Raw genomic sequence first — 23,352 nt, 5'->3', positions numbered from 1 at the left:
CGATGAGCCCCCCCGACGACACGGCATCCGCCGACGGCGAAATCCGCCGCACCGCCACCATCACCAACCAGCGCGGCCTGCATGCCCGCGCCTCGGCCAAATTCGTCAAGCTGGTCGCCACCTTCGATGCCGAGATCTCGGTGCGCCGCGGCGAATCCGTGGTATCCGGCGAGTCGATCATGGGGCTGATGATGCTGGCTGCCGGCCCCGGCACCAGTGTGGAGCTGCGCGCCAGCGGCGCCCAGGCCGATGCCGCGATGGACGCCCTCCTGGACCTGATAAACCGCAAGTTCGATGAAGAGTGACCTGCCCCCCGCCGCCCCGGCCGGCGGCTCGACCGGTGGCCCGGTATCCGGCCCCGACCGCGGCGGTTCCGGCGGCATGCCGTCGCCCGAGCCGGTGAACAGTTCGGCCAGCGCTTCGGCCAGCGGCTCCGGACGCGCCCTGCGCGGCCTGGGCGTGTCGCCCGGCATCGCCATCGGCCCGGCCCATGTCGTGGAGAGCGGTGCCGTCGCCATCCCCGAATATGCCATCGCTCCCGACGCCGTCGAGGCCGAGGTCGCCCGCTTCAACGAGGCGGCGTCCAAGGCGCGCCGCCAGATCAAGAAGCTGAAGAGCAAGGCGCTGGTGCTGCCCGACTCGGCGTCGGAGGAAATCGGTTTCCTGCTGGACGCCCACCTGTCGATGGTCACCAACTCGCGCCTGACCCGCGGGGTGGAGCATCGCATCAAGCAGGACCGCGTCAATGCCGAGGCCGCCATCCAGGCGGAGATCGCCGCCATCGCCGCCACCTTCGCCGGCATGGACGACGCCTATCTCGCCGGCCGCATCGACGATATCCGCGAGGTCGGGCGGCGGCTGACCCGCAACCTGATGAAGCAGGAATACCGGGCCTTCAGCAGCCTGCCCCCCGGCAGCATCATCCTGGCGGAGGAGCTGACCCCCGCCGACACCGCCCTGCTCGACCCGACCGTCGTCGGCGGCTTCGCCACCGTGCTGGGCGGGGCGGAAGGACATACGGCCATCCTCGCCCGCTCGCTCGGCCTGCCGGCGGTGCTGGGCGCGCCCGGCCTGCTGGCCGGCGTGCGCAACGGGGTGACGGTGATCGTCGACGGCCTGCAGGGCCGCGTGCTGATCGATCCGCCGGCCGAGGTGCTGGACGACTACGGCGAGCGCCGTGCCGCCCGCGAGCGCGAGCGCCAGGGGTTGAAGAGCCTGCGCAAGCTGCCCGCCGTCACCCGAGACGGCACCGCCGTGACGCTGATGGCGAATCTGGAGTTGCCGCGCGACCTCGATCACGCGCTGGAACACGGCGCCCAGGGCATCGGCCTGCTGCGGACCGAGTTCATGTTCATGAACCGCGACCATCTGCCCGACGAGGATGAGCAGTACGGCGTGCTGCGCACCATGATCGAGGGGATGGGCGGCCGCACCGTCACCGCCCGCACCATGGATCTGGGCGGCGAGAAGCTGGCCGGCTGGATGGCCGGGCGCTATGGCGAGCCGGCCAACCCGGCGCTGGGCCTGCGCGCCATTCGCCTCGGCCTGCGCGAACCGAAGCTGCTGGAGACGCAGCTCGCCGCCATGCTGCGGGCCGGAGCCCACGGGCCGCTGCGTATCCTGCTGCCGATGATCGCCTCGGTCACCGAGGTGCAGAAGGTGCGCGAGATGATGGGGCAGGTCGCCCGCCGGCTGCGCCGCCGCAATATTCCCATCGCCGACCCGCTGCCGCCGGTGGGGGTGATGGTGGAGGTGCCGGGTGCGGCGCTGGCCGCCGACGCGCTGGCCTATGCCGCCGACTTCTTCTCCATCGGCACCAACGACCTGACCCAGTACACGCTGGCCATCGACCGTGCCGACGAACAGGTCGCCACCCTCTACGACCCGCTCCATCCGGCGGTGCTGCGGCTGATCCAGTTCACGGTGGAGGCCGCCCTGCGCGCCCGCATCCCGGTGTCGGTCTGCGGCGAGATCGCCGGCGACCCGCGCTATACGGCGCTGCTGATGGGGTTGGGCGTGCGAGAACTGTCGATGGCGCCGCTGGCGGTTCCGGCGGTGAAGAAGCGCATCCGCTCGCTCGACCTTATGGAGGCGAGCAAGCGGGCCCGCGTCATCATGGATCAGAGCGACAGCGGCCGCATCGCCACGCTGCTGGACGACTTCAACGCCACCCTGTAGCGCCCGATCGGTGGGAGGGGGCGAAAGCCCCCCTCCTACGGCGCCTTCCGTCCCGCCATATGTCCCAGGTAGGCGACGACACGGTCGAGGTCGGCATCGCTCAGCATCGCTTGGTCGAAGCCGGGCATCTGCTGGTTGGGCCATGTCCGGACGGAGCGCGGATCCCGGACCAGAGTCTTCAGCCCGGCGGGCGTGAGATATTCTGTCGGGTTCATCGGCCGGTTCAGGTCCGGCCCCATCGTCGCGCTGCCGGCGCCATTCAGGGTGTGGCAGGCCATGCATTGGGTGATGAACACCGCCTGTCCGGCGCGGATCGCCGAGTCGGCAGGCAGACCCTGATCGACCGCCAGCTGCGGCCAGCGGCGCAGCGGATCGTCCGAGGCGACGATGCGGGCAAGCTGGTAGGGCCATTGCTCGCTGCGCACCCCCGACGCCTCCGGCCGCACCCAGACCAGATAGAAGGGACCGGCGGACATCTCCTTGCCCGGCAGCTTGGGCCAGGGCTTGTCGGCCGGCTCCACCGCCAGGAAGGCGACGGCGCCATCGGGACCGGTGCGCAGGCACAGCTCCGGTGGCAGCTGCGCGGTGAAGCCGTCCGACGCCACCCCCTCCAGCACGGTGCCCGGTGGGAAATCGCCGGTACCGAGCAGGCTGGCGAGCGGCACGGCGCGATAACTCATCGGCTGGCCATAGGAAATGTCGGCGGGAATGTCGATGGTCACCGCGTCCTGCCGGGCCAGCAGGGTGTCGCGGTCGAAGGTCCGCTCGGCCCCGGCGACGGCGATCGTCAGCGCCGGCCCGCCGGCCAACGCCGGAGGCAGCGGCAAGGCGGTGAGCAGAAGCGAAAGGGCGGCAAGCAGGCGCCCGGCCATGCGCGCGATCGACGGCTTCATCATTCCAGGTCGTCCTCTCCTTCGTCGTCATCCCATAGATCGTCGTCTCCGGGGTCGGAGCGTTGCCGGGTGGCGGAGGCCGCCTCCCGCTCAAGCCGCTCGATCTGTTCGGGATGGGTGATCTCGATCATGGGGCCATTGCGCAGCGTGATCCAGCCCCGCACGCGCACCCGCCGGCCCTCGTAGGACAGCGGGTCGATACCGGCGCGGGTGACCTCGCGCATCGCGCCACGGCCAATATGGATGGTGACGTCGCTGCGCCAGTCGGCACCGAAATCCAGCCAGGTCTCGCCGCCGCTCTTGGACACTGCCAGCACCACGCCCTCCACCAGTTGATAGCTGTCGCGGTCGCGGGAAAGCCCGTCCGCGTCGGCGGCGTCGCGCACGGCATAGACCCGGCTGCGCCACAGCCCGCGCCCGGCGTTGCGCGCGGCCTCTTCGCCGGCCAGCAGCTCCGCCGCATAGGCGCGGGCGTCGGGCCGGGTGTGGACGCGCGCCAGCCCGCGCACCAGCAGCGCCGATTGCAGCCACAACCCGTCCTCCCGCACCAGATGGGCGAGCAGAAGGCCATGGCGGTCAATTGGCGCCGGCCCATGCAGCGCGACGCGGCGGCCCAGGGCCAGATCGGCCAGCGCCGCCGTTGCCGCCTCCGCCAGCGGCCAAACCCGGCCATCGGCGGGATTGGCATGGCGCGGCGGCTTGGCAGCCTCGATCCCGGCCAGCCGGACCCGGCGTCCGTCCTCCAGTTCCAGCGTGTCGCCGTCCAGAACGGCGGCGACCCGCAGCCCGTCCGCCGACGCGGCGCCGGTCAGCAGCAGACCAGCCAGAAGCAAGACCGGCAGGCGCACAAGCGGGAGCGTGACAAGTCGCATGGGGAACGCGGTCCTTGCGGAACATCCGCCGCCGGGCGGGGTTTTGACCGGTATGCCGACCCACCTCCCCTTCCGCAAGCCCCTCCGCACCGCATTGGCCGCCATCCTGCTGGCCGCTGCCATGCCCAGTCTGGTCACCCCCGCGCCGGCAAAGGCCGGACTGCTGGACAATGTTCTGTCCGGCGGCGACGAGGCGGCGCTGGGCGCGCAGGAGCACCCGAAGATCCTGGCGCAATTCGGCGGGGCGGTGAAGGATGCCCGGCTGCAGGGCTATATCGACCAGCTCGGCCGCAAGCTCGCCTCCACCACGGCGCTGGCGCGCGAGCCCTGGACCTTCACGGTGCTGGACAGCGACGTGGTCAACGCCTTCGCCCTGCCCGGCGGCTATGTCTATGTCACCCGCGGTCTGCTGGCGCTGGCGAAGGACGAGGCGGAGGTGGCCGGCGTCCTGTCGCACGAGATCGGCCACGTCACCGCCCACCATTCGGCGCAACGCCAAAGCCGACAAGCCATCGCCGGCATCCTCGCCGCCGGGATCGGGCTGGTGTTCGGCAACGACACGCTGGCGCAGCTGGCCGGGCTGGGTGGCACCGCCGTGGTCGCCAGCTATTCCCGCGAGCAGGAGCTGGAGGCCGACCAGCTCGGCGTCGAGACGCTGCGGCGGTCTGGCTACGACCCTTTCGCCATGGCGACCTTCCTGGAAACGCTGCGCCGCGACAGCCAGTATGAGGGGCTGCGCGCGGGCAACAAGGGCGAGGGCGGCTTCGACTTCCTCGCCAGCCATCCGGCGACCGAGGAGCGGGTGCGCCGCGCCGCCGATCTCGCCCGCGCCATGCCGCAGGGCGGCGCCCGCCCGCGCGATCCTTACCTGGCGGCGGTCGACGGCATGATCTATGGCGACAGCCCGGAGAACGGCTATGTCCGCGGCCGGACCTTCGCCCACCCGCAGCTCGGCATCGCCTTCACCGTGCCGCAGGGCTATTCGCTGCTGAACGGCGCCGATCAGGTGGTCGCCAAGGGCCAGAACGGCACCGCCATGGCCTTCGACGGCGGATCGGCGGTCGGCGTCTCCGACCCCGCCGCTTTCCTGACCGGCGTGTGGGGCAAGAACGCGAATTTGTCCAACGTCGAACGCATCACCATCGGCGGCATGCCGGCGGCGACCGCTACCACGCGCGGCGAATCCGATGGCAACAGCGCCGACATCCGGCTGGTGGCGATCCGCGCGCCGGATGGGAAGATGTACCGCTTCACCTTCCTGGCGCCGGCCGGATCGCTGGCTCGTTTCGATGGCGATTTCCAGGCGGCGGCCAACAGCTTCCACCGCATGACCGCGGAGGAGGCCGCGCGGTTCCGCCCCCGCCGCGTGCAGGTGGCGACGGTGCAGCCCGGCGACAGCGTCGCCGGCCTCATTCGCCGCATGCCGCAGGAGCCCTATGCCGAAGAATTGTTCCGGATCATCAACGACCTGCCGCCCGGAACGCCATTGCCGCCCGGCCAGCGGGTGAAGGTGATTGTCGGGGACTAGCTTCTGCCGTCGGGCATGAGCAAAACGGTATGAAATCCGCGTAAGGATACAGCCCCGCGGGTTGCCGCCGGACGGATGGGCGGGTAGGCTGCCGCGCATGCCCGACACCCCTTCAGCGCGCACCCCGATTGCCCCGACCCTTCCGGCGACGGCCGTGAAGCCGGCCGGCAAGACGGCGGGAAAGCCTGCATCGAAGTCGGGGTCAAAGCCTGTCGGGCGTCGACGCCTGCGGCTGCCCATCGCCGCGGTGCTGGTGGCGGGGTTCGGGTCGCTGATGCTGGCGGCGGTCGCCAGCGTCCTGGTCCTGGGTCTGGTCAGCGCCAGCACCAACACCTTCGCCCTGCTGAACGACAAGGCCGATCTGGCGCTGGCCGGGGTGGAGGTGCGGGTCCGCCACCAGCTCGACCCGGCGCGGGAAATGGCGCGCTTCGTCGCAGGGCTGATCGAGCGCGGCGACCTGCGGGCCGGCGACAACACGGCGATGATCGACACGCTGCGCGGTGCGCTGGCAGGCGCCCCGGACGTGACCGGCCTCGCCTTCATCCGCCCGGATCTGACCGGGGTCCGCGTCGGCCGGCTGAACGGTGGGCTGGTTGCCGATCCCTTCGACATGCAGGGCGACAGCGACATCCCGCCGGAGGTGCTGGACGGCCCCAACCGCAGCGCCGCCAGTTGGGCCGATCCGCGCTGGCTGAAGGAGGCGCAGAACAGCTTCGTCACCCTCTACCAGCCGGTGCGGCGTGACGGGCGCTATCTGGGGCAGGTGGCGGTCGGCGTCTCGCTGGGCGATCTGTCGCGCTTCCTGTCGGTGCTGTATGTGGAGCAGGGGCTGAACGCTTTCGTGCTGTACGACCACAGCCATGTGTTGGCCCACCCGGCGCTGGTCGGCCGCAGCTTCGACTTCTCCGGCAAGCTGGACGGCCCACCGCTGCCGCGCATCGATCAGGTCGACGACCCGGCGCTGGCGGCGCTGTGGTCCAGCGGCGTGCCGGTCCAGTCGCTGAAGAAGCGGGTGGAGGCGCGCGGCGTGCGCGTGCTGGGCAGCGACTACATCTTCCTGACCCGCAAGATGGCGGGCTACGGCCAGCAGGACTGGATCATCGGCATCGGCTATCGCGACGGCGAGCTGAACGTCGAGATCCGCCGGCTCTACATCACCGGCGCCGTCGGCTTCGCCATCCTGCTGGTGTCGGTCGGGGTGGCGCTGCTGGTCGGGCGGCGGATCAGCCGGCAGGTGGCGCGGCTGGCCGAGGCCGCCGACCGCGTCCGCGCCTTCGAATTCCGCGCCATCCCCGACCTGCCCGACTCCCGCCTGCGCGAGATGGCGCGCGCCGCCACCGCCTTCAACGCCATGGTCGCCGGTTTGCGCTGGTTCGAGACCTATGTGCCGAAGGCGCTGGTCCTGCGCCTGATGCGCCAGCGCGAGACCGAGGGCGGGCTCGATTCGGTGCAGCGCGAGGTGACGGTGATGTTCACCGACATCCGCGGTTTCTCCCGCATGGCCGAGCATATGGCCGCCGCCGACACCGCCGCCCTGCTGAACGAGCATTTCACCCTGCTCGCCGCCTGCATCGAGGCGGAGGGCGGCACGGTGGACAAGTTCATCGGCGATTCGCTGATGGCCTTCTGGGGCGCGCCGGAGGCGCAGGAGGACCATGCCGTCCGCGCGCTACGTGCCGCGCTGGCGATCCACCACGCCATCCGCGCCGACAACCGCCGCCGCATCGCCGAGGGCCGGGCGCCGATCCATGTCCGTGTCGGCCTGCACAGCGGTCCGGTGGTGGTGGGCAACATCGGCTCCGACAGCCGGATCAACTACACCATCGTCGGCGACACCGTGAACGTCGCCGCCCGCATCGAGGAACTGTCGGCGGCTCTCCAGGGCGAGTCCGAGGTGATCGTGCTGACCAGTGGCGTCACCGCCGCCAAGGGCAAGGACGCCGTCCCGCTGGTCCGCCAGGGCGGCCGGTCGCTGCGTGGCAGAACCGGGATGACCGAACTCTGGCGCCTGGTGCTGGAGGAGGAGAGGAAGGACGCCGCGAAGGCGGGGGAGAAAGCGGCGCCGGCAGCGCCGCCCGCCGCACCCCCGCCGGTGGCGGGTGAGACTGCCAAACCAGCGTTCGCAGGTAAGGATACGCCCTGAAGTGGGCTGGTGTTTCCATCTAAGTCATTGGAAAGCTGAAGACGTCCCTGCCGGTTCCTTACCTCAACGCCAGCCGCGACGGCCGCCGCGGCGGTCGTCCTCGTCGAACAGTTCGGCCAGCTTGTTCATCATCGTGCCGCCCAGCTGCTCCGCATCGACGATGGTCACGGCGCGGCGGTAATAGCGGGTCACGTCGTGGCCGATGCCGATCGCCACCAGCTCGACGGGCGAGCGGGTCTCGATCTGCTCGATGGTCTGGCGCAGATGGCGCTCCAGATAGTTGCCGGCATTCACCGACAGGGTCGAATCGTCCACCGGCGCGCCGTCGGAGATCACCATCAGGATGCGGCGCTGTTCCGGTCGGCCGAGCAGCCGGTTATGCGCCCATTGCAGTGCCTCGCCGTCGATGTTCTCCTTCAGGATGCCTTCGCGCAGCATCAGGCCCAGATTCTTGCGGGCGCGGCGCCACGGCATGTCCGCCGCCTTGTAGACGATGTGGCGCAGGTCGTTCAGCCGGCCGGGATGGGGCGGCTTGCCGCCGGCAACCCAGGCCTCGCGCGCCTGTCCGCCCTTCCAGGCGCGGGTGGTGAAGCCCAGCACCTCAACCTTCACCGCACAGCGCTCCAGCGTGCGGGCGAGGATGTCGGCGCTCATCGCGGCGATGGAGATCGGCCGCCCGCGCATCGAGCCGGAATTGTCGATCAGCAGCGACACCACCGTGTCGCGGAAATCCATCTCCTTCTCCGCCTTGAAGGAGAGCGGCAGGACCGGGTTGGCGACGACGCGGGCCAGCCGGGCGGCGTCCAGGATGCCCTCCTCCAGGTCGAAGTTCCAGGAGCGCTGCTGTTTGGCCATCAGCCGGCGCTGCAGCCGGTTCGCCAGCTTGGAGATCACGCCCTGCAGGTGCAGGAGCTGCTGGTCCAGCAGGTGGCGCAGCCGTTCCAGCTCGGCCGGGTCGCAGAGGTCGGCGGCATCGACCACCTCGTCATACTGGGTGGTGAAGGCCTTGTAGGCGTTGGGATCGGGCTCGTTGCGACGGTTGAGGTCGTTGCGCCAGGGCTGGCCGGGGCCGGCGGGCTCCTCCGCCCCCTCGCCCTCACCCATCTCCATGTCGCCTTCCTCGCCGGCGCCCTCCTCGGCGCTCTCGCCGGCCTCCGACGAATCCTGCATCTCCGACGAGGCCATCGATTCGGAGTCGGACTGGTCCTCGTCCTGGCCGCGGGTCTGGCCGTGCTGGGGCGACTCCTCGTCCTCGGAGGACTGGGTCTGCTGGTCCTCCTCCTCCTCCTGGTCGGCTTCCTGTCCGACTTCCATGTCGAGGTCGGCCAGCAGGCGGCGGACGGCCTTGGCGTAGGCTTCCTGGTCACCGGCGTAATTGGCCAGCCCCTTCAGGTCCTTGCCCAGCCGCTCCTCGATCCAGGGGCGCCAGAGGTCGACGGCGTGGGCGGCGGCGGGCGGCGGCGGCGCACCGGTCATTGCCTCGCGCGCCATCATCCGTAGCGCTTCCGACAAGGGCACCTGCCCGCGGTCCTCAAAGCGGTCGAAGCCCTGGCGGCTGTAGCGATCCTCAAGCGCCGCTTCCAGGTTATGGGCGACGCCGGCCATGTCGCGGCTGCCCAGCGCCTCGCAGCGCGCCTGTTCCATCGCGTCATAAGCCTGGCGCGCGGCATCGCCCAGCGGCATGCGGTGGGCATGAACCGAGGCGTCGTGGTAGCGCAGCCGCAGCGCCACGGCATCGGCCGCCCCGCGCAGCTTGGCGACCTCGACGGGGTTGAGGTCCCGCGCCGGCAGTGGCACCCGCACCCGCTGGCCCGACAGCCCCGGCGGATCGGACGAAAAGCCGACCTGCACCTCCGCCCGCCGGGACATGGCGCGCACCGTGGCGGTGGTGGACCGCTTGAAGGCTTCGACGGGGGTGTCGTTCTGGGTGGTCATCGCGGAGCGTCTTCGTTCTTGGGAGAGTTACGGCGCAGTGGGCAAGATTGACACGGAACAGGGCATGGCGCTCACGGACATGCCGGGACGTGAACCGCTGATACAAGCTCTTGCCCGGAATGCCGTCCGTCCCGATCCGTGTGAATCCTTGTGTGCTGCGCCCCGGCTCCACCGAAGAACAGGGCGCAGCACGGGATCTCACACGAGGGTCGCCTGGACCCCCGTCTCCGGCAGTTCCACGCCGAAGCAGCGCTGGTAGTATTCGGCCACCGTCGGCCGCTCCACCTCGTCGCACTTGTTGAGGAAGGTGATGCGGAAGGCGAAGGCGACGTCGTTGAAGATCTGCGCGTTCTCGGCCCAGGTGATGACCGTGCGCGGGCTCATCACGGTGGAGATGTCGCCGTTGATGAAGCCGGCGCGGGTCAGGTCGGCCAGACGCACCATCGACGCCACCGTGTCGCGGCCCCTGGCGTCGTCATAGGACGCGACCTTGGCCTGGACGATCTTCACCTCGGCGTCGACCGGCAGGTAGTTCAGGGTCGCCACGATGTTCCAGCGGTCCATCTGGCCCTGGTTGATCTGCTGGGTGCCGTGATAGAGGCCGGTGGTGTCGCCCAGCCCGACGGTGTTCGCCGTGGCGAACAGGCGGAAGGCCGGGTGCGGGCGGATGACGCGGTTCTGGTCGAGCAGCGTCAGCTTGCCTTCCACCTCCAGCACGCGCTGGATCACGAACATCACGTCGGGGCGGCCGGCGTCATATTCGTCGAACACCAGGGCGCAGGCATGCTGCAGGGCCCAGGGCAGGATGCCCTCGCGGTATTCGGTGACCTGCACGCCGTCGCGCAGAACGATGGCATCCTTGCCCATCAGGTCGATGCGGCTGATGTGGCTGTCCAGGTTGACGCGGATGCAGGGCCAGTTCAGCCGGGCCGCCACCTGCTCGATGTGGGTCGACTTGCCGGTGCCGTGATAGCCCTGGACCATGACGCGGCGGTTGTAGGCGAAGCCGGCGAGGATGGCCAGAGTTGTGTCCCGGTCGAAGCGGTAGGCGCTGTCGAGGTCGGGCACATGCTCCGTGCGCTGGCTGAAGGCCGGCACCTGCATGTCGCTGTCGATGCCGAAGACCTCACGCACCGAGACCGTCGTGTCGGGCTTGTGGTCGAACAGGGCCGAGCTGGCCTGGGTCGCTCCTTGGGAAGCCATGGGTGGTTTCTTACGTTCCAGCGAGTGTCGGTTGTCCGGCGGCCGCGGGATTGACCCGGCCCGCCATCGGGGTTTCAGGCAGCATAACAGGCTTTCAGCGTATTGTAGGCCTGATTGATTTCTTTCAGGCGTTCTTCCGCAGCCTTGTCGCCGCCGTTGGCATCGGGATGATGCTTTTTCGCAAGCTCCCGATAGCGTGCCTTGATCCGTGTGAAGTCCACAGGTGGCGTCAGTTCGAGGACCGCCAGCGCTTTTTCCTCGTCGGTGCGGGCATGGTGGCGCCGGTGCGCCTTTTCCTCGTCCTTCGTCTTGCCGGTGTCCTGGCCGAATTCAAAACTGAAGCCGTTGACGACGCGGTCGCGGATGAAGCGCTCCTGCGTCGCCCATTTGCCGAGCGGCCAGCTCGGCCGCTGCCAAGTGGTGTCGCTCCGCACCTCCGCCTCGATCTGGTCGGTGGACATGCCGGCGTAGTAATCCCAGGCCCGGTTGTACTCCCGCACATGGTCCAGGCAGAACCACCAGTATTCGTTGAGGCTGCTGCGGCTTTTCGGCGCACGGTATTCACCGGCGGCGACGCAATCGGGATGGTCGCACACACGGGTGGCCGCACGCGGGGCGGCATAGGCGTCGTAACTGGAGCGGGTGCGGTTCCTGGTCATCGGCCAAGTATGGGAAGAGCGGATGCCTCTGGCAAGCGCGCCGAATCGGGCTTCCGTCATCCGCAATCCGCGGGGCCCCAGGCTTGACAGATGCTTGACAGGGCAGGGATCGCACCGTCTCCTGACTGCCGGCTGCTGCTGCCGGGACATGCCCGCCCGCCCCAGCCACTTCCCCCCATCCCCGGCCAGAGCCGAGACATCAGGATCCCGCCATGGAATACGCCACCCGCATCCGCGAAAAGCTGACCGCCGGACTGGCGCCGGACCGGCTGGAGGTGGTCGACGACAGTGCCCGCCATGCCGGCCATGCCGGGGCGGACGCCGCCGGGGAGACCCACTTCCACGTCACCGTCGTCTCCACCGCCTTTGCCGGCAAGTCGCGGGTGGAGCGTCAGCGGATGGTCTACACCCTGCTTGCCGACGAACTGCGCGAGCGGGTGCATGCGCTGGGCCTGACCACCCATGCCCCCGGCGAGGCTGGGGCATAAAGCACCCGCCCGGTGAAGCCGGGACTTGAACACCTCCCCTTTTTTCTTCCGCAGGTCGCTGAAGACTGATCATTCGTGCGTTTTAAATAACGAGCGGTTGAGTGCTCGAAATAGCATACATATGGATGCAACCAAGAGTCGATTTTAGGAAAACTTGTAAGAACGGGAGACGCTAGCGTGGTTGCATTTCCCGCCGCGTTTAGTAAAGTGCGATATATGCAACCATTTATCGCGCCGTGGCGGACAAAAACTTCGCATGTCCGCCGGCGGCTTCGTGGAAGGGGCTGCGGATGGCGAAGCGTGGGCCGAAGAAAAAGCGCGTGAACACTTCCCATGGGGGGGTGGAACCGCTGAGGAGCCAGAACATCATGATCGGCGGACACCGCACGAGCATGCGGCTGGAACCGTCGATGTGGGATGCTCTGGAGGATATCGGCCGTCGGGAAGGCATGACCGTCAACCGCCTCTGCACCCAGATCAAGGAGCGGATCGAGGAGCAGGCGCGCCGCAAGGGCATCAAGCCGGAGGACGCGGATGTCACATTGACCTCCGCGGTGCGCGTCTTCATTGCGTCATATTATCGCCGTGCCTGCACGGAGGACGGCCATCAGCGCGCCGGCCATGGCGGCAGCGACCCGTTTGTCGGCACGCCGTTCGAACTGCCGTCGGCCGACGATAACGAAGGGGCCAAGACCGCGGTCGCTGCGGGTGGCAGTTTTCCTGCACCAGGGCCAACCCAGGCCGCTCCGGCCCGGCCCGGTCTGGAGGCCTGAGCGGCATCACCCGGCGGCGCCACCCGGTGTCCGCCCCAGCCGCCTGTCGGCCGCTACCTGCGATAAACCTGCTTCTTATTCCGCCGCCTCTTCCCGGGCGGCGTCTTTATTTTGGTCTCCGGTGTAATGTGTCGGCCAATTTTTGCGGACGACTTCGCCATTGCTGTCGAAGATGTGGCACATGTTCAGCAGCACCGGCCGCTTGCCGTCATCCTGGGCCGGCTTGCCGGAGGCCTTCGCGCGGTCCGCCGCCTCGCGGGTCAGAATCGGGTAGACGGTCTGGAAGGCGGTGGTCGCCAGCGGCCCCAGCAGTTCCACCAGATGGGTGCAGCCCTTCGGCCCGCCCAGCCGGTCCTTCACCGCCCGGGTCCAGCCCGGACCGATACGCAGCCCCACCAGTTGCTGAAACCGTGGCGTGATGCTGCCGCAGGCATTGTAGGGGCTGTGTTCGGTCACCGCTTCCACCGCCTGGACGGTCAACTTGTCGTCGACGGTCAGGCGCATCCACATCTGGTGGATCGGTGTGCCCGGCTCCAGATGCCCGCGTTCCTCCGTGCGGAAGCCATAGCTTTTGACGTCGGTCAGGTGGCCTTCGATGTCCCACAGCCCGTCGGTGCGCCGGAAGCCCTGGCAGGTGACGCGGCGGGTGTGAATCGGCTCGCGCGCGGCGGGGGCGGACAGCGAGGGCGCGGACATCGGGCTTTCCAGTTCAGCAGAGAGGATGGCTCACCCTCGACTATCGGCGGGGCCGGGCGCCCGGTCAACCCGACCCCGCCGCAATGCAGCGTTACCTATAGGTCAGTCCCGTTCCGGGTCACCCGACCGTGGCTTCCGCCGAATAACCGCTGCCGAACATATAAGCCTCGCGGCTGCGCAACTCGTCCTCCAGATGGGTGCGCACCACGGCGAACAGGTCGCGGATCGACACCATGCCGACCACCTCGCCGTCCACCGCGATGGGCAGGTGGCGGTAATGGTGCCGTTCCATCAGGTCGAGCGCCGCCAGCGCGGTGGCCGAGGGTTCCAGCGTGTCGGGATCGGCGGTCATCACCGACGACAATGGGGTGGTGTCGGGGTCGAGCCCGGCCGCGACCACACGGGTGGTCATGTCGCGTTCGGTGACGATGCCCTTCAGCGTCCTCCCTTCGGTGACCAGCACGGCGGCGATACGCTTTTCCGCCATCAGCGTGGCGGCGTCGCGCACGGTGGCGCCCGGCGGCAGGCAGGTCAGCTCCTGGTTCTTGATGACGTCGGGCATCAGTCGGCGTGTCGGCATGTGTCCCATCTCCCTCGTGATTGCAGGTTTTGTGGACGAACGATGCACTCGACCGCGATTTCGCAGCGCGGCATACACGATCCTGTCAGCTTGTTGTGCTGATCGTCAATATAACTGATTGTCTGGAATTTCCCGCGAACGCCGGGGCACTGCCGACCCTGGTGCGGTTACTGGCCGGATTCCAGACGCTTGCGCAGACCGTCGAAGCCGCTGGTGTAGATGCCGGCAATCGCCTTGCGGGCCTCTGCGTCGGAGGCACCCTTGGCTTCGAAGCGCGAGGACCAGGTGATTCGGGTAGTGCGGGCGTCCACCGCGCTCAGCCGGATGGTGGAATTGTAGTTCTTCACCGGCAGCGGCCCGCTCAGCAGCGTGTAGCGCAGCCGGTGCTTGGCGGCGGAAAGGCCGGTCAGCCGCTCCTGGATGGCGCCGCCGCCCTTCAGCGCGATGTCGCGTTCCTGTTTGTCGCCGGTCTTGCGCAGGGTGCAGCTTTCCACCGCCGGGTGCCAGTCGCTGATCGCGCAGAAGGGGCCGATCTGCTTCCATACCTGCTCGATCGGCGCCTTGATCGTCGCCTGCTCGCGAACCTCCAGCGCCATGGCCGGCGCGGCCGCCAGCAGCACCCCCAGGGCCGACATGCCAAGCATCGCCTTCATCACCCATCCTCCCCGTTGTTGCCCCGGCCGAATGGCCGCGGTCTTGAGGCGAAGTATGGGTGGGCAACCGTTGCCGCGGCTATTGTGCGAAAGACTGATTATCCGTGATGAGTGGAAATCAGGCCGGCTGGACCGCCTCCTCCAGAACCGCGCGGACGGCGGCGGCATCGACGTCGCGACGGGTGAAGGCGTTGCCGATGCGGTCGGCCAGGATGAAGGTGATGCGGCCGTCCTGCACCTTCTTGTCCTTGGCCATCGACCGGACCAGCCCGTCGACGTCCCAGGCGACGCCGGGGATGTCGGCCGGGCGCACCGGCAGGCCGACATCGGCCAGATGGGCGCGGGCGCGCCGGGCGTCCTCGGCCGGGCACAGCCCCAGCCGCACCGAGAGGTCGAAGGCCAGCACCATGCCGATCGCCACCCCTTCGCCATGCAGCAGGGTCTGGCCGAAGCCGGTCGCCGCCTCCAGCGCATGGCCGAAGGTGTGGCCCAGGTTCAACAGAGCGCGGTCGCCGCTCTCGCGCTCGTCGACGCCAACGATGTCGGCCTTGGCGCGGCAGCTGACCGTAACGGCGTGGCGCCGGGCGTCGCTGTCGCCGTCCACCACCCGCCGGCCATTCTGCTCCAGCCAGGCGAAGAAGTCGGGCTGGCGGATCAGGCCGTATTTCACCACCTCGGCATAGCCGGCCAGCACCTCGCGCCGCGGCAGGGTGTCCAGCGTGGCGGTGTCGGCGATGACCAGACGCGGCTGATGGAAGGCGCCGATCAGGTTCTTGCCGTGCCGGCTGTTGATGCCGGTCTTGCCGCCGACCGAACTGTCGACCTGGGACAGCAGCGTGGTCGGCACCTGGATGAAGTCGATGCCGCGCAGGGCCGACGCCGCGGCGAAACCGGTGATGTCGCCGATCACGCCGCCGCCCAGCGCCAGCAGCACGGTGGACCGCTCGATGCCGCGGCCCAGCACATCGTCCATCAGCTGCTGGAAATGGGCGAAGTCCTTGGTCTTCTCGCCGGCCGGCAGGACGATGGCCGGCTGCGGGGCGATCCCCGCCTCCAGCATCGCGGCGTTCAGTGTGTCCAGATGCAGCGGCGCCACGTTGGCGTCGGTCACCACGATGGGCGCCCGGCCGCGGGTGACGGCGGCGATGCGCTCGCCGGCATCGGCCAGCACGCCGTCGCCGACCAGGATGTCGTAGCTGCGGGCGCCCAGCTCCAGGCGGACGGTGTCGAGTGCGGCCGGGGTGGTGGCGTTGACGGAGGTCATCGGGGCAGTCCGCGAAGCTGGTGGTTCAGGAAGGGGGCGAAAAGAGTATCAGGGGGCGTCGGTCTTGCCGGGCCGTCCGCCGCGCTGGCCCTGGCCGTGACCTTGGCCCTGGCGGTGGGGGAGCGGGACGCCGAAATGCGCCTCCAGCGCGTCGATCACCAGTTCCACCGTCACATCGGGCGGCCGTTCGTCGCTGACCACGGTCAGGTCGGCCTCGGCATAGACGGGATAGCGCTGCTCCATCAGCCGGCCCAGGATGGCGCGCGGGTCGCCCTGGTTCAGGATCGGGCGGTGGGTGCGCCGGGCGGTGCGGGCGACCAGCACGTCCAGCTCGGCGCGCAGCCAGACCGACACGCCATGCTGACGGACGGCGGCGCGGGTCTCCGGGTCCATGAAGGCGCCGCCGCCGGTCGCCAGGATATGCACCGGCTCGTCCTTCACCAGACGGGTGATGATGCGGCGTTCGACGGAGCGGAAGACCGGCTCGCCGTCGCGGGCGAAGATCTCGGCGATGGTGCAGCCGGCCGCGGCCTCGATCTCGGTGTCGGCGTCGCGGAAGGGCAGGTGCAGGCGCGTCGCCAGCCGGCGCCCGATGGCGCTCTTGCCGGCCCCCATCAGCCCGACCAGCACCACGGTGCGCGGCAGCAGCGGCTCCGCATCCGCCGCAGCACCCGTGCCCGGACCAGTACCCGGACCTTGGGCCGTCATCGCCTTGCGCAGTCCCATCACATCCATCCGATCGCCACCCGCACTCTCCGGTGCCAGCCCGCCGGCGTCTCCGCCGGCCGTCGCACCGCTGCAACAGACAACACTCATACCCGCCGAAAGCTGGCCGGCACAAGCGCCCCGGCTTTGCCCCGCATCCTGCCCCGCATCCTGTTGGAGAGCCGGTGAATGGCCCGGTGGACGGGTTGCGCGGCGGTCCAACCTGTGGCTACACTGCGCCGCCGCCCGACGCCGCGGCCGGGTCGCGGATGCTTTAGCAGAAAAGCCGTTGCTTGTCCCAAGCCCTGCGGCTGCAGGGCGTGGTAGCTCCGCTCCGCTCCGCTGTTTTTCCCGACACAACACGTCCCTGGTGCCATGAGCCGGTTTCTCTCGATCCTCTTCGTCCTGCTGTTGCTGGTGATCGCCGGTGGCATGGTGTTCCTCGCCTCCTGGGACCTGCCGGCTCCGTCGAAAACGGTGGAGAAGGTTCTGCCGGATGAGCGCTTCCCGCGCTGAACCCCGACAACGGGCCGGGGGCACCCGACCTGGGGATGTCCGACAGGGAACCGTTCCGCTGCTGGCCGGATTGCTGGCCGGATTGCTGGGGGCCGGCTGGTCCGTGGCTGCTCCTGCACAGGTGGCCGGCCCGCCGATCCGGCTGACGCCCGATGCCGCGGTGGAAGCTCCCGCCCCGTCCCGGACCGCCGCCCCCGTCCCCGCTCCAGCCGTCGTGCCGGCCTACCCGCCCGTGGTGACCCCGCCACCCGCCGTCTCTCCGGTGGTGGCGCGGCCGGCACCCGTCGTGCGCGAGCCATTGGGCGCACCCGACCCGGACGGCGCCGGTCCCCTCGCCGGCTTGCAGGGACTGGGCAGCGATCCCTGGCGCGGCATCGGCCGGGCGGAGCTTCTGCCCCTGATCGCCGCCCTGCCGGTCGACACTCCCTCCCCCACGGTCAAGGCACTGGAGCGCCGGCTGCTGCTGAGTGCCGGCTCTCCAGCGGTCGCGACCGGGGAGCTGCCGCCACCCCGCCGTCTGGGTGCCCTGCGCATCGAGAAGCTGGCCCGGCTCGGCGATCCCGCCGGGGCGGCCGATCTGGCCGGGCTTCTGCCGGCGGCGCTGGCGGCGGACGAGCCGGCGGCCAGGGCGCTGACCGATGCCGAACTGGTGCGCGGCGGCCTGGACTGCCCGCGCGCGCTGGCGCGCGGCAAGAGCTTCGCCTCCGCCTACTGGTCGAAACTGGCGCTGTTCTGCCGTGCCCGCGCCGGCGATCGAGCCGGCACCGACGAGGCGTTGGCGGGTCTGCGCGGCAACGGCCGCCGGTCCGACACCTTCCTGCTGGTTGCCGAGGCGCTGGCCGGCGCCGCACCGCCGCCCGCCCGCTCGCTGTCGCTGCAAGAGGATGCCGATGGCTTGGCGCTGCTGCTCGCCGCCATGCGCACGGCGCGGATCGGTGTGCCGCCTGACCGGCTGCCGCTGGACAAGCTGCCGGCATTGGCCGCCATAGCCACCAACCCTGCTGTCGATGCGACCACCCGTGCCGCCGCCGGCGAACGGGCGGCGGCCTCCCTGTTCCTCGACGCCCGCCAGTTGCAGGATCTCTATGCCCAGGTTCCGGCGGTGGGGGACGAGCTGCTGCGGGTCCGCGACATCGCCCGGCGCGACCGCGGCGCCCGCACCCGTGCCCTGGTCCATCAGGCGATGGCGGCGGCGATGGATGGCCGGCGTCGGGTGGCGCTGGCCGGGGTGGCGGTGGAGCTGGTCGACCCGCGCCTGCGCGCCGGGCCGGTCGGCGGTGCCGCCGCCGGGCTGCTCGACAGCGTGTCGCCGACCGGCGATGCCGCGGTGCTGGCCCCGGCGGCGGCGCGGCTCTATTACGCGCTTGGCCGGCTCGATCAGGCGCGGCGCTGGCACGATCTGGCCCTGCGCGGCGGGCGGAGCGCCGACACCGCCTGGCTGTGGCCGCTGGCCGTCGTGGCGACGGGCCAAGGGAGCGATCTGGGGGCTCAAGACCCGCGCGCGCTGACCGCATGGCTGGACGAGGCGCTGCGCGGCGCCGACACCCCCGCCCGCAGCCGCGTCGCCGGCCAGCTGGCGCTTCTCCAGGCCACCGGAGTCGCTATCCCGGACGAGGCGTGGATGGCCGCCACCGACGGCGCCGGCCCGCCCAGCGGCAGCGACGCCGGCGTCGATCCGGCGCTGTGGCAGCGGCTGGGCGACGCCGCGGCCGGCGGGCGCATCGGCGAGACGGTGGCCGTCGCCCTGCTTCTGCTGGGGGAGGCCGGACCCGCCACCCTGCCGCCCGTCGTCACCGCCCGCGTGGCGGCCAACCTGAAGGCGGTCGGGCTGGAGCCGGACGCCCGCGCCCTGGTCCGCGAGGCGATGGCCGCCATTGCCGGCCCGGCCACACCGACCTCAACCGCCGAATGACCTGATGCCCGGGGAACCCACCACAATGATGACGCCGACACCATGACCGGCAGCAAGCCCCCAACCAAAGCAGGTGCCAAACGCCGTGGCCGGCCGTGCAAGCCGCGCACGCTCGCCACCTCCCCGCATCTGGACGCCTTCCTCGATATGCTGACGGCGGAGCGCGGGGCGGCGGTGAACACGCGGCTGGCCTATGAGCGTGACCTTGCCGACCTCGGCCACTGGCTCGCCCAGCGTAGCGTGGCGCTGGAGGCGGCCGGCACCGAGGATCTGCGCGCCTATCTGGCGGTGCAGAGCAAGGACGGCGCCCCGCGCACCGTGGCGCGGCGGCTGTCGGCGATGCGGCAGTTCTACCGCTTCCTGCTGTCCGAAGGCCGCCGCGCCGACGACCCCGCCTCGCCGCTCGACAGCCCCAAGCAGGGCCGCCCGCTGCCCAAGATCCTGACGGAGGCGGAGGTCGGCGCCATGCTGTCCACCGCCGAGGCGCGCGGCGGGCCGGAGGGGCTGCGGCTGGTGGCGCTGCTGGAGGTGCTCTATGCCACCGGCCTGCGCGTGTCGGAACTGGTCGGCCTGCCGATGACGGCGATCATGCGCGACGGCCGCGGCCTGCTGGTGCGCGGCAAGGGCGGCAAGGAGCGGATGGTGCCGCTGTCCGACCCGGCACTGGCGGCGCTGGCCGGCTACATCCCGTTCCGCGGGCACTTCATCCCACCCGTTGCCGGTGCGGAGGCCGGGCACAGCCCCTTCCTGTTTCCGTCCCGCAGCTCCGCCGAGGGGCACCTGACGCGCCAGCGCTTCGCCCAGCTGCTGAAGCAGCTTGCCATCGACGCCGGCATCGATCCGGAGAAGGTCAGCCCCCACGTCCTGCGCCACGCCTTCGCCACCCACCTGCTGGACCATGGCGCCGACCTGCGCTCGGTCCAGAAGATGCTGGGGCATGCCGACATCGCGACGACGCAGATCTATACCCACGTGGTGACGGAACGGCTGAAGAAGGTCATGCACGACCACCACCCGCTGGCTCGCCGCAAGGTGGAGGAGCCGTCGGAGGGGTAGGGGAGGTAAGGATGGGTGGGGCACCGTCAGCCGACACTCCCCACAAACCCTTACTTCTTCTCCAGCATCAGCGTGCCTTGGCGAGAGACCTTGTTCTTGATCTTTTCGGCCAGCAGGGCCAGTGCCCAGGGCAGCTGCACTTCCATCTCGACGCTGTCGTCCAGCACGTCGATGTGGCCGGCGATGGTCTGGGCCAGCGCCACGACGCGGAAGGTCAGGCGGTCGTCGGTCCAGCTGTCGTCGACGCTGGCCGACACGGCGCTCAGGCGGGCCCGCACGTCGCCCATGCCGTCGACCAGCCGGCGCTTGGCCTCCGCCCGGCCGAGCGAATGGGGAATGGACAGGGTCAATGGCTTCGGCATGGTCGGCGGCTCCGCACTGCACAGGGCTCTGGTGTCCCGCCGGCCGGTTAGCGGCGGGACAAGGATAACGCCCGGAAGCGGGTGTTGGGTCCCGGACAGGGGTCAGCGGTCGTGCAGCGGCGCCATCTGGTCCAGGCGGTGGGCGAAGTCGATGTCGGCCTGGGTCACGGCGTCGGCGCTGCGGGTGTAGAGGATCACCTCGACCCGGCCGACGTCGTTGAACCATTCGGGATGGTGGCCGCTCTTCTCGGCGAGCAGGGCGACCTGATTCATGAATCCCCAGGCGGCCGGGAAATCGGCGAAATGGTAGGTCTTGCGGATGGCGTCGCGTTCCAGCACCTCCGCCCAGCCGTGCAGTTCCTTCAGCGCCGTCTGGCGATGCGCGCCGACAAGGCGATCGGACATGATGACCTCCCTTTCCTCAAGTCACTCTTTTGCCGCCCGCAGCTTCTTGGCGAACGGGCGGCGGTTCGCTACCTTCTGCGGCATGATACGGAAACCTTCAGGTCCCCATACGGTTCCGCCCACGGTCGAAGACCTGGAGCGCATGGCCGAAGAGGCGCTCGACACCATCCCGGCGGAGCTGCTCGCCCCGGTCGGGAACCTCGTCATCCATGTCGAGGATTTTCCCGATGAGGATACCGAGCGGGAGATGGAGCTGGAAAGTCCATTCGACCTGCTGGGCCTCTATCGCGGGGTGGATCTGACGCGGCAAAGCGTCGCCGACCTGCGCGGCGGGCCGGACATGATCTTCCTCTACCGCCGCCCGATCCTCGATTACTGGTGCGAGACGGGGGAGGAACTGCCGGCCATCGTCCGCCATGTCCTGATCCACGAGATCGGCCACCATTTCGGCTTCTCCGACGAGGACATGGAGCGGATCGAGACGATGGAGTAGAGGGGAGTAGGGCAGGGCTTTTCAGCTCTCCAGCGCGTCGGCCACCCGGCGGCGCAGGGCCGGCACCAGCTCCTCCTCGAACCAGGGGTTCCGGTTCAGCCAGGCGGTGTTGCGCCAACTCGGGTGCGGCAGCGGCATGTAGGCCGGGCCATACTCCCGCCAGCTCGCCACCGTCTCCGTCATCGTTGCCTTGCGGCGGTCGCCCAGGTAGCGTGCCTGGGCGTACTGCCCGATCAGCAGGGTCAGCCGCACGCCCGACAGCGCCTCCAGCACCGGCGGGTGCCACAGGGGGGCGCATTCCGGCCGCGGCGGGTAATCGCCACCCTTCGGCATGGTGCCGGGATAGCACAGCCCCATCGGCACCACGGCGATGCGGGATTCGTCGTAGAAGGCGGGGCGGCCCATCGCCAGCCACTTGCGCAGCCGGTCGCCGGAGGCATCATCCCACGGGATGCCGCTGGCATGTACCCGCGCGCCGGGCGCCTGCCCGACGATCAGCAGCCGGGCGGTGGGGCTGCCGCGCAGGACCGGGCGGCAGCCATGGGGCAGCATCCCCGCACACAGCGTGCAGGCGCGCACCTTCGCGAACAGGCGGTCGAGGTCCGAGCCGCCCTCGGCAATATCATCAGACAAGCGTCAGCAAATCCTGGACGAAGGCCGGCACCACCTGGGTCGCCGGGCCGTGGATCGAGCTGTGGAAATGGGAGGCGCCCTCCGACGGTTCCAGGTTCAGCTCGACCGTATAGGCGCCGGCCGACCGCGCCTCCGCCACGAAACCGGCGGCGGGATAGACATGGCCCGAGGTGCCGATGGAGACGAACAGGTCGCATTCCTCCAGCGCCCGCTGGATGCGCTCCATCTGATAGGGCATCTCGCCGAACCACACCACGTCCGGCCGCATGCCGCCCTTGCGCCCGCAGGTCAGGCAATGATCGTGCACCGACAGGTCGCCCCGCACCTCCACCACCGTGCGGCAGTGCAGGCAGAAGGCCTTCAGCAGCTCGCCATGCATGTGCAGCGGCGCCTTCGACCCGCCGCGCTCATGCAGATCGTCGATGTTCTGCGTCACCAGCAGGACGTTGCCCTTCCAGCGCCGCTCCAATTCCGCCAGTGCCTTGTGCGCGGCGTTGGGCTGCACCGCCGGATCGGCGAGGCTGCGGCGGCGGTCGTTGTAGAAGCGGTGAACGAGGTCGGGATCGCGCGCGAAGCCCTCCGGCGTCGCCACATCCTCCAGATCGACCTGGCTCCAGATGCCGCCGGCGCAGCGGAAGGTGTCCAGCCCCGATTCCTTGGAGATCCCGGCCCCGGTCAGGATGACGATCGAATCGGTCGGCCGCAGGCGGTTGGTCAGCGCGGGTGAGGGCATGGGGATTCCCTTAGCGGTTCGGAAACCGGTCATGTGGAAAACTGCTGCGGCGTACGCTCGTCACGCCCGGAAGTAAAGCCGCAGAAAACAAGGAAGAGGGATGTCAGGGGTGGTCAAGGTCCTGTTCGTCTGCACGGGCAACATCTGCCGATCGCCCACCGCCGAGGGGGTGTTCCGCCATCTGGCCGAACGCGCCGGCCTGGGTCGCCATGTGACCGCCGATTCCGCCGGCACCCACAGCTATCATGTCGGCGAACCGCCCGACCCGCGCACGCAACGCGCGGCGCTGGCCCGCGGTATCGACCTGTCCTCCTTGCGCGCCCGCAAGGTGGTGGCGGCCGACTTCACCCGTTTCGACCATATCCTGGCTATGGACCACGGCCATCTGGTCCAACTGCGCCGCATCGCTCCGACGGGCGCCACTGCGATGCCGCGCCTGTTCCTGGACGATGCCCCCAGGTTGGACGGACAGGAGGTGCCCGATCCCTATTACGGCGGTCCCGACGGCTTCGAACAGGTGCTGGACCTGTGTGAGGCCGGGTCGCACGGCCTGCTGGACCGCCTGTCGCGCGAAAGCCGGTTTCCGATTCGCGGAAGCATCAGGTAACGTCTCGCGGTTTCCCGGTTGCTTGATCTATGCTGTCGGCACGAGGCCCATTCGGAGCATCCCTT

General features: G+C 69.6%; 25 protein-coding genes. 11 read left to right on the top strand and 14 right to left on the bottom strand.

The genetic code is table 11. The features are described 5' to 3' along the window. The first annotated feature begins 2 nt into the window (after window positions 1–2). Together J2848_RS09230 and ptsP are read left to right on the top strand one after the other, a co-directional pair. The gene (locus J2848_RS09230) at window positions 3–305 is read left to right on the top strand and encodes an HPr family phosphocarrier protein (RefSeq protein ID WP_149229309.1); all 303 of its coding nucleotides are present in this window, start codon (window positions 3–5) and stop codon (window positions 303–305) included. Next, window positions 295–2,178, top strand: a complete 1,884-nt coding sequence (gene ptsP, locus J2848_RS09225; RefSeq protein ID WP_149229310.1) for a phosphoenolpyruvate--protein phosphotransferase — start codon at window positions 295–297, stop codon at window positions 2,176–2,178. Before J2848_RS09230 ends, ptsP begins: the two co-directional genes overlap by 11 nt. 35 nt (window positions 2,179–2,213) lie before the next feature. On the opposite strand, the gene J2848_RS09220 is transcribed toward ptsP, so the two are convergent. Together J2848_RS09220 and J2848_RS09215 are read right to left on the bottom strand one after the other, a co-directional pair. Beyond that, window positions 2,214–3,074 (bottom strand): cytochrome c, encoded by an 861-nt coding sequence (locus J2848_RS09220; protein WP_246193593.1) that lies wholly within the window; start codon window positions 3,072–3,074, stop codon window positions 2,214–2,216. Further along, on the bottom strand, window positions 3,071–3,943 hold the full coding sequence (locus J2848_RS09215; RefSeq protein WP_246193595.1) for a thermonuclease family protein: 873 nt from the start codon (window positions 3,941–3,943) through the stop codon (window positions 3,071–3,073). Before J2848_RS09215 ends, J2848_RS09220 begins: the two co-directional genes overlap by 4 nt. Before the next feature lie 52 nt (window positions 3,944–3,995). On the opposite strand from J2848_RS09215, the gene J2848_RS09210 reads away from it, so the two are divergent. Together J2848_RS09210 and J2848_RS09205 are read left to right on the top strand one after the other, a co-directional pair. After that, entirely contained in the window at window positions 3,996–5,471 is a 1,476-nt protein-coding gene (locus J2848_RS09210) for a M48 family metalloprotease (protein WP_246193597.1), read from the top strand. A 97-nt stretch (window positions 5,472–5,568) separates the two neighbouring features. Beyond that, window positions 5,569–7,614 (top strand): adenylate/guanylate cyclase domain-containing protein, encoded by a 2,046-nt coding sequence (locus tag J2848_RS09205; RefSeq protein ID WP_149229312.1) that lies wholly within the window; start codon window positions 5,569–5,571, stop codon window positions 7,612–7,614. Between the two features lie 63 nt (window positions 7,615–7,677). On the opposite strand, the gene cobT is transcribed toward J2848_RS09205, so the two are convergent. The 3 genes from cobT to J2848_RS09190 form a co-directional block, all read right to left on the bottom strand. Then, window positions 7,678–9,549 (bottom strand): cobaltochelatase subunit CobT, encoded by a 1,872-nt coding sequence (gene cobT, locus J2848_RS09200; RefSeq protein WP_149229313.1) that lies wholly within the window; start codon window positions 9,547–9,549, stop codon window positions 7,678–7,680. Between the two features lie 198 nt (window positions 9,550–9,747). Beyond that, window positions 9,748–10,752 (bottom strand): cobaltochelatase subunit CobS, encoded by a 1,005-nt coding sequence (cobS, locus tag J2848_RS09195; RefSeq protein WP_149229314.1) that lies wholly within the window; start codon window positions 10,750–10,752, stop codon window positions 9,748–9,750. A 74-nt stretch (window positions 10,753–10,826) separates the two neighbouring features. Continuing rightward, complete coding sequence (locus tag J2848_RS09190; protein ID WP_318604628.1) at window positions 10,827–11,471, bottom strand: J domain-containing protein; 645 nt, start codon at window positions 11,469–11,471, stop codon at window positions 10,827–10,829. Window positions 11,472–11,623: 152 nt separating this feature from the next. Between J2848_RS09190 and J2848_RS09185 the strand changes: the two genes are divergently transcribed. Continuing rightward, a complete protein-coding gene (locus tag J2848_RS09185) occupies window positions 11,624–11,899 on the top strand; it encodes a BolA family protein (protein ID WP_149229315.1) in 276 nt (91 codons plus the stop codon). Window positions 11,900–12,219: 320 nt separating this feature from the next. Continuing rightward, entirely contained in the window at window positions 12,220–12,672 is a 453-nt protein-coding gene (locus J2848_RS09180) for a ribbon-helix-helix domain-containing protein (protein WP_246193598.1), read from the top strand. 75 nt (window positions 12,673–12,747) lie between these two features. On the opposite strand, the gene J2848_RS09175 is transcribed toward J2848_RS09180, so the two are convergent. The 5 genes from J2848_RS09175 to J2848_RS09155 form a co-directional block, all read right to left on the bottom strand. Further along, window positions 12,748–13,368 carry a DUF2889 domain-containing protein gene (locus tag J2848_RS09175; RefSeq protein ID WP_149229317.1) on the bottom strand — a complete coding sequence of 207 codons (621 nt, stop codon included), beginning with the start codon at window positions 13,366–13,368 and terminating at the stop codon, window positions 12,748–12,750. Window positions 13,369–13,486: 118 nt separating this feature from the next. Beyond that, window positions 13,487–13,948, bottom strand: coding sequence for a CBS domain-containing protein (locus J2848_RS09170; RefSeq protein ID WP_149229318.1), 462 nt, complete (start codon window positions 13,946–13,948; stop codon window positions 13,487–13,489). 167 nt (window positions 13,949–14,115) lie between these two features. Continuing rightward, on the bottom strand, window positions 14,116–14,601 hold the full coding sequence (locus tag J2848_RS09165) for an SRPBCC family protein (protein ID WP_149229319.1): 486 nt from the start codon (window positions 14,599–14,601) through the stop codon (window positions 14,116–14,118). A 118-nt stretch (window positions 14,602–14,719) separates the two neighbouring features. Then, a complete protein-coding gene (aroB, locus tag J2848_RS09160; protein ID WP_149229320.1) occupies window positions 14,720–15,865 on the bottom strand; it encodes a 3-dehydroquinate synthase in 1,146 nt (381 codons plus the stop codon). 48 nt (window positions 15,866–15,913) lie between these two features. Then, window positions 15,914–16,600, bottom strand: a complete 687-nt coding sequence (locus J2848_RS09155; protein ID WP_149229321.1) for a shikimate kinase — start codon at window positions 16,598–16,600, stop codon at window positions 15,914–15,916. A 345-nt stretch (window positions 16,601–16,945) separates the two neighbouring features. Here J2848_RS09155 and J2848_RS09150 point away from each other — a divergent pair, with 345 nt between their 5' ends. The 3 genes from J2848_RS09150 (at window position 16,946) to J2848_RS09140 (ending at window position 20,054) form a co-directional block, all read left to right on the top strand. Beyond that, complete coding sequence (locus J2848_RS09150; RefSeq protein ID WP_167393297.1) at window positions 16,946–17,086, top strand: hypothetical protein; 141 nt, start codon at window positions 16,946–16,948, stop codon at window positions 17,084–17,086. 103 nt (window positions 17,087–17,189) lie between these two features. Beyond that, window positions 17,190–18,998: a hypothetical protein gene (locus J2848_RS09145; protein WP_246193600.1), complete on the top strand. Its 1,809-nt coding sequence runs from the start codon at window positions 17,190–17,192 to the stop codon at window positions 18,996–18,998. A 42-nt stretch (window positions 18,999–19,040) separates the two neighbouring features. Continuing rightward, on the top strand, window positions 19,041–20,054 hold the full coding sequence (locus tag J2848_RS09140; RefSeq protein WP_149229323.1) for a site-specific tyrosine recombinase XerD: 1,014 nt from the start codon (window positions 19,041–19,043) through the stop codon (window positions 20,052–20,054). 50 nt (window positions 20,055–20,104) lie between these two features. Here the strand turns inward: J2848_RS09140 and J2848_RS09135 are convergent, their stop codons facing one another. Next, window positions 20,105–20,416 (bottom strand): polyhydroxyalkanoic acid system family protein, encoded by a 312-nt coding sequence (locus J2848_RS09135; RefSeq protein ID WP_149229324.1) that lies wholly within the window; start codon window positions 20,414–20,416, stop codon window positions 20,105–20,107. 102 nt (window positions 20,417–20,518) lie between these two features. Next, on the bottom strand, window positions 20,519–20,821 hold the full coding sequence (locus J2848_RS09130) for a 4a-hydroxytetrahydrobiopterin dehydratase (RefSeq protein ID WP_149229325.1): 303 nt from the start codon (window positions 20,819–20,821) through the stop codon (window positions 20,519–20,521). A gap of 142 nt (window positions 20,822–20,963) precedes the next feature. Here J2848_RS09130 and J2848_RS09125 point away from each other — a divergent pair, with 142 nt between their 5' ends. Beyond that, a complete protein-coding gene (locus tag J2848_RS09125; RefSeq protein WP_083896940.1) occupies window positions 20,964–21,314 on the top strand; it encodes a metallopeptidase family protein in 351 nt (116 codons plus the stop codon). Window positions 21,315–21,335: 21 nt separating this feature from the next. Here the strand turns inward: J2848_RS09125 and J2848_RS09120 are convergent, their stop codons facing one another. Both J2848_RS09120 and cobB read right to left on the bottom strand, forming a co-directional pair. After that, entirely contained in the window at window positions 21,336–21,947 is a 612-nt protein-coding gene (locus tag J2848_RS09120; RefSeq protein ID WP_149229326.1) for a uracil-DNA glycosylase family protein, read from the bottom strand. Next, window positions 21,940–22,680, bottom strand: a complete 741-nt coding sequence (gene cobB / locus J2848_RS09115; RefSeq protein ID WP_149229327.1) for a Sir2 family NAD+-dependent deacetylase — start codon at window positions 22,678–22,680, stop codon at window positions 21,940–21,942. Before cobB ends, J2848_RS09120 begins: the two co-directional genes overlap by 8 nt. Before the next feature lie 109 nt (window positions 22,681–22,789). Between cobB and J2848_RS09110 the strand changes: the two genes are divergently transcribed. Beyond that, window positions 22,790–23,287, top strand: a complete 498-nt coding sequence (locus J2848_RS09110; protein WP_149230402.1) for a low molecular weight protein-tyrosine-phosphatase — start codon at window positions 22,790–22,792, stop codon at window positions 23,285–23,287. Window positions 23,288–23,352 lie beyond the last annotated feature (65 nt).

Source organism: Azospirillum lipoferum (assembly GCF_024170005.1).
GTDB classification, from domain to species: domain Bacteria; phylum Pseudomonadota; class Alphaproteobacteria; order Azospirillales; family Azospirillaceae; genus Azospirillum; species Azospirillum lipoferum.
This window is presented reverse-complemented; position numbering and strand designations above follow the sequence as displayed.